Annotated in this window: 11 protein-coding genes; 2 read left to right on the forward strand and 9 right to left on the reverse strand. The window is 51.5% G+C overall.

Annotated features, from left to right (window positions below; translation table 11 throughout):
* Positions 1-157: 157 nt before the first annotated feature.
* Positions 158-2,653, reverse strand: coding sequence for a DNA gyrase subunit A (gene gyrA / locus NST44_RS05100; RefSeq protein WP_007129244.1), 2,496 nt, complete (start codon positions 2,651-2,653; stop codon positions 158-160).
* 473 nt (positions 2,654-3,126) lie between these two features.
* Here gyrA and NST44_RS05105 point away from each other — a divergent pair, with 473 nt between their 5' ends.
* A complete protein-coding gene (locus NST44_RS05105) occupies positions 3,127-3,930 on the forward strand; it encodes a YheC/YheD family protein (protein WP_213616576.1) in 804 nt (267 codons plus the stop codon).
* Between the two features lie 314 nt (positions 3,931-4,244).
* Here the strand turns inward: NST44_RS05105 and gyrB are convergent, their stop codons facing one another.
* The 6 genes from gyrB to dnaA all read right to left on the reverse strand — a co-directional run bounded on the left by gyrB (position 4,245) and on the right by dnaA (position 10,615).
* Entirely contained in the window at positions 4,245-6,155 is a 1,911-nt protein-coding gene (gene gyrB, locus NST44_RS05110; protein ID WP_007129242.1) for a DNA topoisomerase (ATP-hydrolyzing) subunit B, read from the reverse strand.
* A gap of 26 nt (positions 6,156-6,181) precedes the next feature.
* Positions 6,182-6,433, reverse strand: a complete 252-nt coding sequence (gene remB, locus NST44_RS05115) for an extracellular matrix regulator RemB (protein ID WP_007129241.1) — start codon at positions 6,431-6,433, stop codon at positions 6,182-6,184.
* Between the two features lie 12 nt (positions 6,434-6,445).
* On the reverse strand, positions 6,446-7,558 hold the full coding sequence (gene recF / locus NST44_RS05120) for a DNA replication/repair protein RecF (protein ID WP_144871920.1): 1,113 nt from the start codon (positions 7,556-7,558) through the stop codon (positions 6,446-6,448).
* Between the two features lie 49 nt (positions 7,559-7,607).
* Positions 7,608-7,823 (reverse strand): S4 domain-containing protein YaaA, encoded by a 216-nt coding sequence (yaaA, locus tag NST44_RS05125; RefSeq protein WP_028406533.1) that lies wholly within the window; start codon positions 7,821-7,823, stop codon positions 7,608-7,610.
* 99 nt (positions 7,824-7,922) lie between these two features.
* Positions 7,923-9,065 carry a DNA polymerase III subunit beta gene (gene dnaN, locus NST44_RS05130; RefSeq protein WP_007129238.1) on the reverse strand — a complete coding sequence of 381 codons (1,143 nt, stop codon included), beginning with the start codon at positions 9,063-9,065 and terminating at the stop codon, positions 7,923-7,925.
* A gap of 203 nt (positions 9,066-9,268) precedes the next feature.
* Positions 9,269-10,615, reverse strand: a complete 1,347-nt coding sequence (gene dnaA / locus NST44_RS05135) for a chromosomal replication initiator protein DnaA (protein ID WP_007129237.1) — start codon at positions 10,613-10,615, stop codon at positions 9,269-9,271.
* A 599-nt stretch (positions 10,616-11,214) separates the two neighbouring features.
* Between dnaA and NST44_RS05140 the strand changes: the two genes are divergently transcribed.
* Positions 11,215-11,946, forward strand: coding sequence for a hypothetical protein (locus tag NST44_RS05140; RefSeq protein ID WP_007129236.1), 732 nt, complete (start codon positions 11,215-11,217; stop codon positions 11,944-11,946).
* Between the two features lie 239 nt (positions 11,947-12,185).
* Here NST44_RS05140 and gntK read toward each other — a convergent pair whose 3' ends face one another.
* Positions 12,186-13,733 (reverse strand): gluconokinase, encoded by a 1,548-nt coding sequence (gene gntK, locus NST44_RS05145; protein ID WP_007129235.1) that lies wholly within the window; start codon positions 13,731-13,733, stop codon positions 12,186-12,188.
* Between the two features lie 91 nt (positions 13,734-13,824).
* Complete coding sequence (locus NST44_RS05150) at positions 13,825-15,186, reverse strand: GntP family permease (RefSeq protein ID WP_007129234.1); 1,362 nt, start codon at positions 15,184-15,186, stop codon at positions 13,825-13,827.
* Positions 15,187-15,243 lie beyond the last annotated feature (57 nt).

The following is a 15,243-nucleotide window of genomic DNA, read 5'->3' on the forward strand; positions in this document are numbered from 1 at the left end:
CACTGCGCTCATCGCAGCGAAACTTCACCTTTATATTATACATTATTATAGTTCGACTTACTCAGCCTGTACAATACTGACTTCCTTATTTTGTAATCTGGATCACTGAAAAAAAAAGAGCATGGATGCTTCATGTGCATCCATGCTCCCCATTGCTTTATTCCTCGGTTGGTTCAGAAGGGTCCATGCCTTCTTCGAACTCGCCCTCTTCACCATCGTTCTCTGGTTCATCACTCTTGTCTGCACGGCATACCGTACCGACAGAATCATCCTCGCGGATGTTAATCAGCTTCACGCCCTGCGCATAGCGGCCCATCGTTGAGATGCCCTCCATGCTTGTGCGGATCAAGGTACCGCTGGCCGTAATGATCATCAAATCCTCTTCCGACTTCACGACCTTCAGCGCAACAACCGGTCCGTTCTTCTCGGTAATATTGATCGTTTTGATCCCTTTACCGCCACGGGTCTGAACACGGTAATCGCCGGCCGGTGTCCGTTTGCCGTATCCGCGGGTCGTTACGATCAAAATATCAAGCTCCGGATCCACAACGTCCATGCCGATGACTTCGTCACCCTCATCGAGCGTTATGCCCTTAACCCCGGTTGCGCTTCTTCCCATTGAACGCACATCGCTCTCCTCGAACCGGATGGACATGCCCTGTGCCGTTCCCATAATGATCTCTTGCTGACCGTCTGTCAGCTTCACATCGATCAGGGAGTCGTCCTCGCGCAGGTTAACGGCGATCAGGCCGCCCTTGCGGATATTGACATAGTCCTCAAGCGGCGTCTTCTTCACAACCCCATGACGGGTAGCAAAGAACAGGAACTTATCGGTATCGAAGCTCTCGACCGGAATAACCGCATTGACCGTTTCGCCTTGCTCAATCTGAATCAGATTGATGATTGGCGTTCCGCGGGCGGTACGGCTAAGCTCCGGTATTTCATAAGCTTTGAGACGGTAAGCCTTCCCTTTGTCCGTAAAGAACATCAGGTAGTGATGGGAATTCGTTACGAAGAGGTGCTCGACAAAGTCCTCGCTCTTCGTTTCCATCCCAACGACGCCGCGTCCGCCCCGCTTCTGACTGCGGTACGTATTGGCAGGCAGACGCTTGATGTAACCGGTATGGGTAATGGTGATAACCACTTCCTCACGCGGAATGAGATCCTCGTCCAGGATGCTGTCTTCACCTACTGTAATTTCAGTACGGCGCTCATCTGCAAAGCGCTCCTTAATATCCTGAAGCTCATCATTGATGATTTGCAGCACAAGATGTTCGTTCGCCAAAATCTCGCGCAGCTCGGCAATCCGGGCCAGCAGTTCTTGGTACTCGTTCTCGATCTTCTCGCGTTCGAGTCCGGTCAGACGCTGCAGACGCATATCGAGGATCGCCTGAGCCTGCTCCTGGCTAAGCCCGAAGCGCTCCATCAGACCCTCGCGCGCGGCCTCGGTTGTCTGCGAGGCGCGGATCAGCGCGATAACCTCATCCAGATGATCCAGCGCAATCCGCAAGCCCTCCAGAATATGGGCCCGGGCCTCGGCCTTCTTCAGCTCGAATTCGGTACGACGGCGAATCACCGTCACCTGATGCTCCAGGTAATAATGCAGCACATCACGCAGATTCAATATTTTCGGCTCATTGTTGACGATTGCCAGCATGTTGATACCGAAATTCGACTGCATTGCCGTATGCTTATACAAGTTATTCAAGACGACGTTCGGGTTGACGTCACGGCGCAGCTCGATCACGATCCGCATGCCGTTACGGTCCGACTCATCACGGAGATCCGTAATACCGTCAATTCGCTTATCGCGAACGAGCTCGGCAATTTTCTCCACGAGGCGTGCTTTGTTCACTTGATACGGAATCTCATGAACGACAATGCGCGCCTTATTATTGTTTTCCTCAATCGTCGCTTTCGCGCGCATCGTTACCGAGCCGCGTCCCGTACGATATGCCTGGCGGATGCCTTCGCGTCCCAAAATGTAGCCCGCTGTTGGGAAGTCCGGTCCTTGTATATACTCCATCAACTCCATTGGAGTGATGTCAGGATTCCGAATCATCGCCTGCACGCCATCAATGACTTCGCCAAGATTATGAGGCGGTATATTCGTCGCCATACCGACCGCAATCCCGGATACCCCGTTTACGAGAAGGTTCGGGTAACGTGCCGGCAGAACGACCGGCTCCTGCTCCTCGCCATCGTAGTTGGGCGCAAAGTCAATCGTCTCTTTATTAATATCACGCAGCATTTCCATGGCAATCTTGGATAAACGGGCTTCCGTATATCGCATTGCCGCTGCCATATCTCCGTCAATGGAACCGAAGTTACCATGCCCGTCGACGAGCATGTATCGCATGGAGAAGTCCTGCGCCATCCGGACCATGGATTCATACACTGCGGAATCACCATGCGGATGGTACTTACCGATAACCTCGCCAACGATCCTTGCCGATTTCTTGTACGGTTTGTCCGGGGCCATGCCAAGCTCCGACATCGCATATAGTATGCGACGGTGAACCGGCTTCATTCCGTCCCGCACATCTGGCAAGGCCCGGCTGACAATGATGCTCATCGCGTAATCCATAAAGGATTCGCGCATCTCGGTACCTATGTCCCGATCTTTAATTTGGGAGAAATTTTCTTCCGCCATGCTGGACCTCCTTCATTTTCTATCAACCATGCTTTGCTCTATGTGAAAAAAGCAGAATAATGATCAGGAAGCTATAAATGCACCAACCTTTATTATATTACTTTCACAAACCATGCACAATTAAACACGGGATAGAAAGCGTGAAAGTATGATTTTTGCCCGGAAACCGTGACATACGCCCTGTCCTCCGTGCCGCTTTTCACATACAATGCATTGAAAAAGATTTCGCATCGATCACATCTTTATATTATACCACTGTTTGTCATACTTGTCCTATGTTTTCCCGTTTGGCAGCTTTATGTGCCGGATGTATCGCCCGGTGCTTCGATCGATCATGAATAGCGTTCGACCTTCCCCTAACGGGCTATGGCTAAGGCAAACTATAGGCGTATCCCTGCGCTCGTGCTCTTTTTTTTCCGTGACAGGTACATCTGCTCTTCACTCAAAAAAACGGCCGGAAAGGATGAAGTTGGTTGGCTATACAACGCGTTGCAAGCAAATGGGCGAAAACAAAAATCTTGTTGAAAAATAAAGGTCTTGCCTCCTACATTCCCGCAACCCGCCAGTACTCGTTCGAAGCGCTGGAAGAGTTGCTGAATACCCACACGCTGGTTTACATTAAGCCGGATCGGGGGACGTACGGCAACGGCGTTATGTCCGTGGAGCAAATCGAATCGCAGAATGAGGAGGAATCGGCCGCCTCCAAGACCTACAAGCTCCGGTATGAACAAAAGACCGAGACGTTCCAATCACTGGACAGTCTTCATAAAACGCTGAATTCACTGCTCCAAGGCAAGGAATATTTGATTCAGCAGGGCATCCATCTGCTCCGGTACCAAGGCCGTCCCTTTGACCTGCGTGTTCTTACACAGAGAAGCCCTTCCGGACAGTGGGTAAGCACCGGCATTATCGGGCGGGTAGCGGCCAAAAACAAAATCATTACAAATCATCACAGCGGCGGCACCGTCCAGCATTACAAGCCGCTTATGCTTGAGCATATGACGGCCGAAGAGGCGGAGAACATCCGCCGGGAACTGCATGAGCTCGGTGTGAATGTCGCCGGCCAACTGCAGAAGTCCTACCCGAATCTGAAGGAAATCGGGCTGGATATCGCAATTGATGGACGATGGAACATTTGGATTTTGGAGGTCAACACAAAGCCTGCGCTCTTTCCGTTTAAGAAGTTCTTCAAGGATCCAAGCATCTATAACAAGGTCAAGAAGTACGCCAGCGCCTACGGACGGAATTTGTCCAGCAGTACAAAGAAGGTCCGCTAGCCTAACCTATGTCGCTGCACGTCCGGAATCTTACCCTACCTTGGTTCGATGGGTCACTTCAACATGACTGGCGCGTAAAATTCATGTCGCATTGCTAAGCCCTGCTTTAAGACTGAACCCGCAGTAACTCTATGCGCTCGTTACGCGCTCCGGACTTGCCTTGATGGTTGTTTGCTCCTATCATCGCAGACAATAAATAGTAGGGCGTATGAGCATAGCAGCCTTCTAAGTGATCAGCCAGCCGCTCACAGCAAAAAGGAGCATCCGCAGGTCCCTGACCTGCCCGGATGCTCCCTCCTGGCTAGTGCTCTATGCTAAATGTCCAAATTGCGGACGCTCTTCGCGTGCTCTTGAATGAAATCACGACGCGGCTCAACGTTGTCACCCATGAGGGTGTCAAACAGCGTATCTGCCAGCATGGCATCCTCGATCGTTACCTGCAGCATCGTGCGGCTCTCCGGATCCATCGTCGTCTCCCACAGCTGGGTTGCATTCATCTCGCCGAGACCTTTATACCGCTGGATGTTAAACTTGGCGTTCTCGCCGAATTCCTTAATGATCTCGTCGCGCTCCTTCTCGCTGCCCGCATAACGGACAACCTTGTTGCGCTCGATCTTAAAGAGCGGCGGCTGCGCGATATAAATATATCCCGCTTCTACCAGCTTACGCATATAGCGATAGAAGAACGTCAGCAGCAGTGTGCGGATATGCGCGCCGTCGACGTCAGCATCGGTCATGATGATGATTTTGTGATAACGGGCCTTTGACAGATCGAAGTCATCGGCAATCCCGGTACCGAGCGCCGTAATGATCGCACGGATCTCCGCATTAGAGAGAATGCGGTCCAGACGGGCTTTCTCGACGTTAAGGATTTTCCCCCGCAGCGGCAGAATCGCCTGGAAGTGCCGGTCACGGCCTTGCTTAGCCGATCCGCCGGCGGAGTCGCCTTCGACGATATACAGCTCACTGATCGACGCATCCTTGGAGGAGCAGTCGGCGAGCTTGCCCGGCAGGGCGCTTACTTCAAGCGCGCTCTTCCGGCGGGTCATTTCCCGAGCCTTACGCGCTGCTTCACGTGCACGGGAAGCCTGCAGCGCCTTCTCCAGGATGCGGCGGGACACCGAAGGATTCTCCTGCAAGAATTCCTGCAGCTTCTCCGCAAACAGGGACTCCACGATGCCGCGGACTTCACTGTTGCCGAGCTTCGTCTTCGTCTGCCCTTCAAACTGCGGCTCCGGCACTTTGACCGAAATGATCGCCGTCAAGCCTTCCCGCACGTCGTCTCCGGACAAGTTATTGCTGTTGTCCTTGATCATGCCGGTTTTACGGGCATAATCGTTAATGATGCGCGTCAATGCGCTTTTAAAGCCGGATTCATGTGTTCCGCCCTCATGCGTATTGATATTGTTCGCAAACGAGTAAATATTCTCGGTATAGCTGTCGTTGTACTGGAGCGAGATCTCCACTTGAATGTTGTCCCGGGAGCCTTCCACGTAGATCGGTTCTTCGTGGAGCGCCTCCTTCTTCTCATTCAAGAATTTAACGTACTCGATAATACCGCCTTCGTATTTGAAATAATCGGAAGCTCCCGTACGCTCATCCGTCAGTGTGAGCGCGATGCCTTTGTTCAAGAAGGCCAGCTCGCGAACCCGCGTCAGGAGCGTATTATAGTCAAACTCCGTTGTCTCCGTGAAAATTTCCGGATCCGGCAGGAAGGTAACCGTCGTACCGGTCTCTTCGGTATCCCCGATGACTTTGATGTCATACTGAGGCACGCCGCGCCGGTATTCCTGCTGATAAATATGCCCATCCCGCTTCACTTGGACGACAACCTTGGTGGACAATGCGTTAACGACCGATACGCCCACGCCGTGCAGGCCGCCGGATACCTTATATCCCCCGCCGCCGAACTTACCGCCGGCATGCAGGACGGTCATAACGACTTCGAGGGTGGATTTCTTCAGCTTGGCGTTCTCGCCGACCGGAATTCCGCGTCCGTTATCGATAACCGTAACGCTGTTATCCTCATGGACAATAATCTCGATATGGTCGCATATTCCCGCCATCGCTTCGTCAATACTGTTGTCCACTACCTCCCATACCAAATGATGCAGACCCTTGACGCTGGTCGAGCCGATGTACATCCCTGGACGTTTGCGGACAGCCTCGAGCCCTTCCAGTACCTGAATCTGATTCTCATCATATGTCGGTTGATTCATAGACATGCCTTCACCTACTTCTACAGATTCTGTTATGCCTGAGCTACAAAATGATTTGCCCGCTTCTTCAGCGTTGCGGAAGAAATCGGGGAATAGTAGACGATGGACTTCGTCACCACGATGGATTTCGGATCCTCTTCACCGATTAATTCCACGACCTTATGCTGCTGGGCATGCGTGACGAACTGCTTGGAGATCTTTGACGATTTCTCGATCGAGATATCGAAGATGCCAACCAGCTCGGACGAACGGATAATCTTTTCTCCGCCTAAATGAATATACAATGGAATCACTCCTTAAGAGCCCACCTGTCCGTCATGGACATGAAAAATGCTGGCACCCTTCAATTTGTCGGTATTCAATGTCTCGATGCCCGTCGCCGTGATGAATGTCTGCACTTTGCTCTGGAATGTCTCTATCAGTTGCGTCTGCCGGTATGGATCCAGTTCGGAAAGCACATCATCCAGAAGCAATACCGGATATTCACCGATTTCTTCCTGAATCAGCTCGATTTCGGCCAGCTTCAAAGAGAGCGCCGTCGTTCGCTGCTGACCTTGAGATCCGTACGTTTGGACTTCCTTGCCGTTAATATAAAAAGCCAGATCATCTCGATGAGGACCTGCCAATGTCATACCACGCCTTATTTCTTGCTCTTTCATTTGTGATAATTTTATCATAAAACGCTCAAATAAGACAGCTTCATCTTCTTCCTCCGCGTCAGCAAAGGACGGAACATAGTGCAGGGACAGCTCTTCCAGGCCGTTTGTGATGCCCTGATGAATGCCCTCAGCCCACTTTTGAAGCTTTTTTATAAATTGTTTCCTCTTCTTGACGATTTTAACACCATGTTCTGCCAACTGGCTGTTCCAAATGTCCAGCATCGCCTGCTGGGACGCTTCCTTCCCCCACAGCTGCTTGAGCAGATTGTTCCGCTGAACGAGCACCTTCTGGTACTGCTGCAGATGGTAGAGATAGCTCGGCGCGACCTGCCCGATTTCCATGTCAAGAAACCGGCGGCGAACCCCCGGCGTGCCTTTGACGATTTCCAAATCCTCGGGTGCGAACATAACCACGTTCAGGGAGCCGATAAAATCACTCAGCTTCCGCTGCTCCAAACCGTTGACCTTCGCCTTCTTCCCCTGCTGGGACAAGCTCAGCTCAAGCTTCAGCATCCCGTACTTCTTCTCAACCTCAGCTGCAATATGCGCGCTCGGCTGCTCGAAGGCGATCAGCTCACGATCCTTGGAGGTGCGGTGGCTCTTCGTCAAAGCGAGCACGAAGAGCGCCTCCATCAAGTTGGTCTTCCCCTGGGCGTTTCGCCCGATAATCAGATTGACATCACCGAACGCATTCAGCTGCAGCTGATCATAGTTCCGGTAATGCTGAAGACTGATATTGTTAACAAACAAGTTGATCCTCTCCCTCGTCATCCGCGCCTAGCGCCTAACGGGAGGCTGTCTATTGCGCCGCCACCTGAAAGGTTCCGCAGTCCTCCACCTTGACGATGTCGCCGGGAACCAGCTTGCGTCCGCGCCGCTCTTCCTTCTCATCGTTGACCAGCACGGCCCCCTCCGCCAGCAGCGCCTTCGCCATGCCGCCTGTGGATACGCAATCCGCCAGCTTCAGAAATTGGTCCAGCTTAATATACTCGCTGTGGATAAAGATTTGCTTCATTTGCCTGTCCTTTCCTCCTTATCAACATGGGGATAACTTTTATAGCGGGTTCAAATAAGTCGGATCCGTGACCAATAGACGACTTTTTGAACATCCTCTTTAGTTCGCCGTACGGTACGGCAGAATAATATACTGACTCTTGCTGTCATCGAGCGGCTTCAGAATGATCGGGCTCATGACTCCCATGAAGGCAATCATCAGCTGCTCGCTCTCGACGACCTTCAGCACGTCCAGCATATATTTCGAGTTGAAGGAAATGCGCAGCGGATCCCCCTTGAATTCAATCAGATCCAATTCTTCACGCACTTTACCGAGCTCGGAGGAACTCGAGGAGATTTCAATGCCCCCGTTCTCCATCGTTTGCAGCAGCACGATATTCGTTTTTTCCTCTCTCGACAGCAGGTACGCACGGTCGATCGACTCGCTTAATTTTTTTGTATCCAAAACGAGTTCTGTTTTATGCGTCGTCGGAATAATTCTAGAAGTATCGGGATAAATGCCGTCTAATATACGCGAATAGAACAGCACACGGTCAATTTTAAATAATACCTGATTATCGGCCACAACGATATCGACCAGCGTATTTTGATCCGGAATGATCTTGCTCAGCTCGTTCAAGGTTTTGCCGGCAATAACGACGTTGTTGAACGAAATATCATCCACACCTTCAATATTCGCGGACCGAGTCGCCAGACGATGACGGTCGGTTGCGGTAAATTTCAGCTCATTGTTGTTCAGGCTCCACAGAACCCCTGTCAGAATCGGCGTCGTCTCGTGCGTCGAGATGGAGAATACCGTCTGCTTGATCATGTTTTTCAGCAGATCTCCCGGAAGCGAGATCGTCTGACTGCCTTCGATGTTCGGCAATACCGGGAATTCATCCGGATCAAGGCCGACCATTTGGATTTCGGTTGCGCCTGCGGAAATAAAGGTCTGGAATTGATCTTTAACCTCCATATGGATTTCCTGGGAGGGCAGCTTCTTGATGATTTCAACGAAAAATTTAGCCGGAAGCACGACACTACCCGGTCTTTCAACCTGAACAATCGTGTGCTTTTCATCTTCCGAAGGAATAAACGATTGGATGGAAATATCCGTATCGCTGGCTGTCAGCGTCACGCCGGAATAAGTGACATCAAGTTTAATGCCGCTCAGGATCGGAATGGTGGTCCGGCTGGAGATCGCTTTGGACACGTGTTGGATGGATTCGTTCAATACATTTTTCAATATGCTGATTTTCATCAATTTCACTCCTTGCGGAAAAATGAGAGGGGTATTGTTTCATTCGGCGGAAGGCCGATGATTCCCCTCTTTATGGATAATTATTTTATTAATTATTTATAGTACAAGTAGTAGGCGCACTGAATATGTGGATAAGCCCGTGAAAAGGCATAAAATTAAGCCTATCCACATGTGTATAGATTGTGCATAGGCTTTGAACTTGTTCAGGTTGGATTTTTGATTTTCTCCGTAATATTGTTAACCACTTTGAAGAGCTCCTGGTCGGTCTTCAGCGATTGGGTGATCTTCTCATGCGCATGAATGACGGTGGTATGGTCCCGTCCTCCGAAAGCTTCTCCGATCTTCGGAAGGGAATAATCGGTCAATTCACGGGACAAGTACATGGCGATCTGCCGCGGAAAGGCGACGGCTTTGGTCCGTTTGCGGGCTTTGAAGTCCTCCAGCCGCAGATTGTAGTACTCGCCCACCTTCTGCTGAATATCCTGGATCGTAATCATTCTCGGCCGGCTGGACGGGATGATATCCTTCAGCGCTTCCGCTGCAAGATGCGTGGTCACATCCTGGTTCGTCAGAGAGGAATAAGCAACAACACGGATAAGGGCGCCTTCAAGCTCCCGGATGTTGGTATCGATCTGGTTGGCAATATACATCATCGCTTCGTTCGGAATGTCCAAATTCTCGGCCTTCGCCTTCTTGCGCAAGATCGCGATCCGGGTCTCAAGGTCCGGCGGCTGAATATCGGTGATCAGTCCCCATTCGAACCGTGAACGGAGTCTTTCCTCCAGCGTCGGAATTTCCTTGGGCGGTCGGTCACTTGAAATGATGATTTGCTTCCGTTCCTCATGCAGCGCGTTAAACGTATGGAAAAATTCCTCCTGCGTCGATTCCTTCCCGGCCAAAAACTGAATATCGTCAATCAGCAGAATATCGACGTTGCGGTACTTGTTGCGGAAGCTTTCGGCGCGGTTGTCACGGATGGAGTTGATAAACTCGTTGGTGAACTTCTCTGAGGAAATGTACACGACCTTGCTGCTCGGATTATGCTCCAAAATATAATGGCCGATGGCGTGCATCAAGTGTGTCTTGCCAAGTCCTACCCCTCCGTAGAGGAACAATGGGTTGTACGCTTTGGCCGGCGCTTCGGCGACGGCGAGCGAGGCGGCATGCGCAAACCGGTTGCCCGAGCCGATGACGAACGTGTCAAAGGTGTACTTCGGGTTCAGCATATGGGATTGAATTTCGTCTCCGCTAACTTCTAACGGGGGGGACGGCTGCTGAGGAGCCGGCTCCTGCGACTTTGCCTCTTCAATCACAAACCTCACATCGACCTGCTTGCCGATCACCTCATAGACCGTTGAGCTTACCAGCTTCGTATATCGGCTCTCCAGCCATTCCACGGCAAACGTTGTCGGCGCGGAAATGACGACGGAGTGATCGTTAATGGTCAATGCCTTGGTCGCTTTAAACCAAGTGTCAAAGCTCGGTTTGCTGAGCTTGGTCTGTATTATCGATAATATTTCCTGCCATAATTCGGAAGTATGGCTTTCCAAAACTGTCACTCCTTTAAATCTTCCAAATGTGGCTAGAGCCATGAGTGGAAATGTCGAACCAAAATGAACGATGTCAAATTATCCCCAAAGCTAACCCCCTGTGGAAACAAAAAAATATGGATAAATTGAAATTGTTCACAACTTTATCCACAGCCTGTTGATAATATCATGTGTTCATTCACATATTCACATCCAAAAGTAATATCATCATAGCAAAAGAAGGCCTTATTTTCAATGTATGTCGCTAATTTATCCACAAATTCAATACGTTGTGCATAAATCTTATTCACACCACTAGATATTGTTTATAAATTGTTCAGCTTTCGACATCATTAGCCTTCATGCGAAAAAAATTATGCACAGGTTGTCCAAATCGCAAACAATTTTTGCTTCCATCTCCATCTGTTCATAACTTCTGGTTGAATGTTCTAGCGGCCTTTATAATCAACCAAAGGTAAAAACGGTTGTGGATATCCCTCACTAGGGCGTGCATGGCATGTCGAATGGGGGATTTTTGTCTGCTCAGGAGGGTTGAGAGCAGTGCAACCTGTGGTCATTCATCGCCGTACTATAAGGAAACTTCGAACGGAGGAAACGGGATGGGAGAAACGCAGCCTAGGGCTCAGTGGAGGAGATGGCTAGGGTTGCTCGTGCTGGTCTTGATCGTTGCTGCGGTCGCAGGCTGGGCGCAAAGCTATTATTCGAAGACATTTTTTTATCTGGACGACGTCAAATACTTCAAGTATGAGGATTCGGGCAGCGGTACGGTCGAATATCGCGCTTTATTCGGCCGGGGAAGTCCGGTGTATGTTCACAAGTATGAGTCAGATCGGGTGATTGAAGCCGAGGGAGAAAGGTACCAGATTCACGGAAAAGAAGGGATGAGCGGGGAATGGGAGCCGTATGCTGTCGTTTATCCGGATGGTACCGAATTCCGGGTGGAGCCGTTTGGCCAAGACGGATTCCAGGTGTTTGATCAGGCTGGAGAGTGGGTGCTTCCCCCGGCAGTCATACAAGTTGGGTTGGGAAACAAAATAAGGGATCCGGATAGCCCTCGTTATTTTCCAGCGGATCTTGCCGCTGCGTCGGACGAAGCGTTCCATCAGCCTAACGGCAGCGTAGGGTTCTTCCTTTTGGCGGTCGCATTGTTTATTTTCAACTGGTGCAGTTTTCGTTATGAAGCCTTTCAGCGCTTTATGTTTCATATATCTCCTTCCAATCTGATGGTGAGTGACCCGGAGCCGAGCGATTTTTATTTCTTCATGTGCAAGGTCGGCGGTATTTTTGGGATGGGATTCTCGTTGTGGATATTTTTTGCTCACGCGCTGTGATTAGGACAGTAGGAGGGAGGCTTACGCTGTCTGCTTTGTAAAAAAGGCATTAGGACCATTTTATTCGAGACTGTTGGCGATTCGCCCCAGGCTCTTAATCCGCCCTCGGTGATTGCATGATCACCGAGATTGCTGGTGCGCCGGGGAGCATACATCCTGCATCATAAAAAAAGCCTGTCTTTGCGAGGGATATTCCTCCGCCAAAGACAGGCTGTCTTTATTTTACTAGGTCACTCATGTTATTTCTGCTCAAATCTGCGCTGGAACTCCGATATGGCTTCATAGTCTTCCTCCAGCTTGCGCGAGATCCGGATATAGATCGGAAGGAGCGCTTTATACACATCGGCGTTCTCCTTCACCGGCTGGTGCTCATGCGTGCCGCCGACCATCGTTGAGACGATATCTAGCGAATCCACTCTTCCCGTAGCATATAAGCCCAGGACGACGGCGCCGAGACAGGAGCTCTCATAGCTCTCCGGCACGATCACCTGCTGGTCGAAGATATCGGCCATCATCTGCCGCCAGATCGGTGAGCGGGCAAACCCGCCGGTGGCGTGAATCTTCGCCGGATGGCCCATCTGCTCCTCCATGGCGAGCAGAACGGTATACATATTGAAAATGACACCTTCCAATACGGAACGGATCATATGCTCCTTCTGATGGTTCAGCGTAAGGCCAAAGAACGAGCCGCGCGCATTCGGATCCCACAGCGGGGCACGTTCTCCCGTTAAATACGGATGGAACAAAAGGCCGTTCGAGCCCGGAGGAATGCGGTCTGCAATTTTGGTCAGCACATCGTACGGATTGATCCCGAGCCGCTTGGCCGTTTCAATCTCCGATGCCGCGAATTCGTCCCGTACCCAGCGGAAAATCATGCCGCCGTTATTGACGGCACCGCCGATGACCCAGTGCTTCTCGGTCAGGGCATAGCAGAAGATCCGTCCTTTCGGATCGGTCATCGGCCGGTCTACGACCGTTCGGATGGCGCCGCTCGTACCGATGGTCGCCGCAACGACGCCCGGCTGAATCGCGTTGACGCCAAGGTTGGACAGAACGCCGTCCGCAGCCCCAAGCACGAACGGAGTGGAAGGAAGGAGACCCATACGAGCAGCGTATTCTTCCTTCAGGCCTGTCATGATATGTGTGGTTGGCACGAGTGTGGACAATTGATCCTCGGTAATCCCGGCCAGCTTCAGCGCTTCCTGATCCCAAGCGAGGGCTTCCAGATTCATCATGCCGGTGCTGGAGGCGATGGAATGGTCCACCACATACTTGCCGAACAGCTTATAGTATACATATTCCTTAATCGAAATGAATTTGGCGGTTTGCTTGAACACGGACGGCTGATCATGACGGAGCCACATCAGCTTTGTCACCGGCGACATCGGGTGAATCGGCGTGCCGGTTCTCAAATACAGCTCCATGCCGCCAAGCTCCTTCTTGAGTTTCGCGGACCAGGCGGCACTCCGGTTATCCGCCCACGTAATGCAGCGGGTTAACGGGACTCCGTCCTTATCCACGGCAATGACGCTGTGCATTGCGGCACTGAAGGACACGAACAATACCTGCTTCGGAGAAATTCCGGTATCGGCCATCACACCTTGGACCGAGGAGAGCACCGTTTGAAAAATCTGTTCCGGATCCTGCTCGGCCGTCGAAGGCGTAGGGGTGTGAAGGGGGTATTCACCGCCGGCCTTGGCGACGACCTCTCCATTCTCCTTAAACAGCACCGCTTTGGTGCTTGTCGTTCCGATATCGACACCGATCATGTAGTTCTGTGTACTCAAGAGACATACCTTCTTTCTATTTGAGGTCCCCAAGCGAAGTCTTGCGTTGATGCGCGTATCTTCACCGGGGACCTCATGAGCTTATGTTCAATTATACAATTAGATTTAGGACAAGGGCCAATACAAGACCGGTTACAGAGAGAATGGTCTCCAGCACGGTCCAGGTCTTCAGCGTCTGGGCTACGGTCATATTGAAGAATTCCTTAACCATCCAAAATCCAGCGTCATTGACGTGGGACAAGACGATGGATCCGGCGCCGGTAGCAAGGACGACAAGCGCGACATTGGCGTCCGGCGTCATGGCGAGCACAGGTGCAACAATGCCGGCAGCCGTCGTCATGGCTACGGTGGCCGAGCCGGTTGCAACCCGGATCAGGGCTGCGACCAGCCATGCGAACAGGATGATATTGATGTTGGCGCCTGTGGCAATCTCGGCAATCGCATTGCCGACACCGCTGTTAATCAGCACCTGCTTGAAGGCGCCGCCTGCACCGATAATCAGAATGATGGAGGCGATCGGCGCTAGACACTCGCTGGTGAACTTCGACAGCTCATGCTTGTTGAAGCCGCGCGCAAAGCCGAGCGAGAAGAACGAGAACACCGCCGCAATCAGAAGGGCGATGACTTCGTGTCCCACGAATTTGCAGATGACCGATATGGCGCTCGTGTTGTTAGGATCGATGATCTCAGCTGCCGAGCCGATCAGCATCAGAATGACGGGAAGCAAGATGGTGAAGATCGTGATGCCGAAGCCGGGCAGTCCGCGATCCGCTTTGCTGGAGAACTGCTCGGCCAGCTCTTCAGGCGGCTCAGTTGTGATCCGCTTGCCGATATATTTGCCGAATACCGGACCTGCAAGAATGGCGGCAGGAATCCCGATGACAAACGAGTACAGAATGGTAATGCCCAGGTCCGCGCCGTACGCATCAATCGCGATCATCGGAGCGGGATGGGGCGGAACCAGACCGTGAACCGTGGATAAGCCGGCCAGAATCGGAATGCCGATCTGCAGCAGCGACATTTTCGTTTTACGGGCTACGGTAAAGACGATCGGAATCAGCAAAATAACGCCGACCTCAAAAAACACGGGAATACCGACAATAAAGCCGACAATCATCATGGCCCAGTGTACCCGCTTCTCCCCGAAGCGATTGACCAGCGTCGTTGCGATTTGCTCGGCGCCTCCGGACTCGGCCATCATTTTGCCCAGCATGGTGCCGAGCGCGATAACGATGGCTATCGTTCCGAGCGTTCCGCCGAGACCGCCGGTTATGGATGTGATCACGTCCATCGGCTGCATGCCGGTCAACAGCCCCAGCAGCAGCGCAGCGATCAGTAGTGTAACGAAGGGATTCCACTTATATTTGGATATCAGCACGATCAGAAAAACGATCGTCAGCAAGGTCCAGAACATTAAAGTAGCGTTATGGCTGAGACCAAAAAGTGTGTTCATAGCTGTCTTCCTCCTATAGATTACCCATTATGTCCGGGTGGTTATTGGTAAACTGAG

The sequence above is a fragment of the Paenibacillus sp. FSL W8-0919 genome, assembly GCF_038003785.1.
Lineage (GTDB): Bacteria > Bacillota > Bacilli > Paenibacillales > Paenibacillaceae > Paenibacillus_AQ > Paenibacillus_AQ lactis.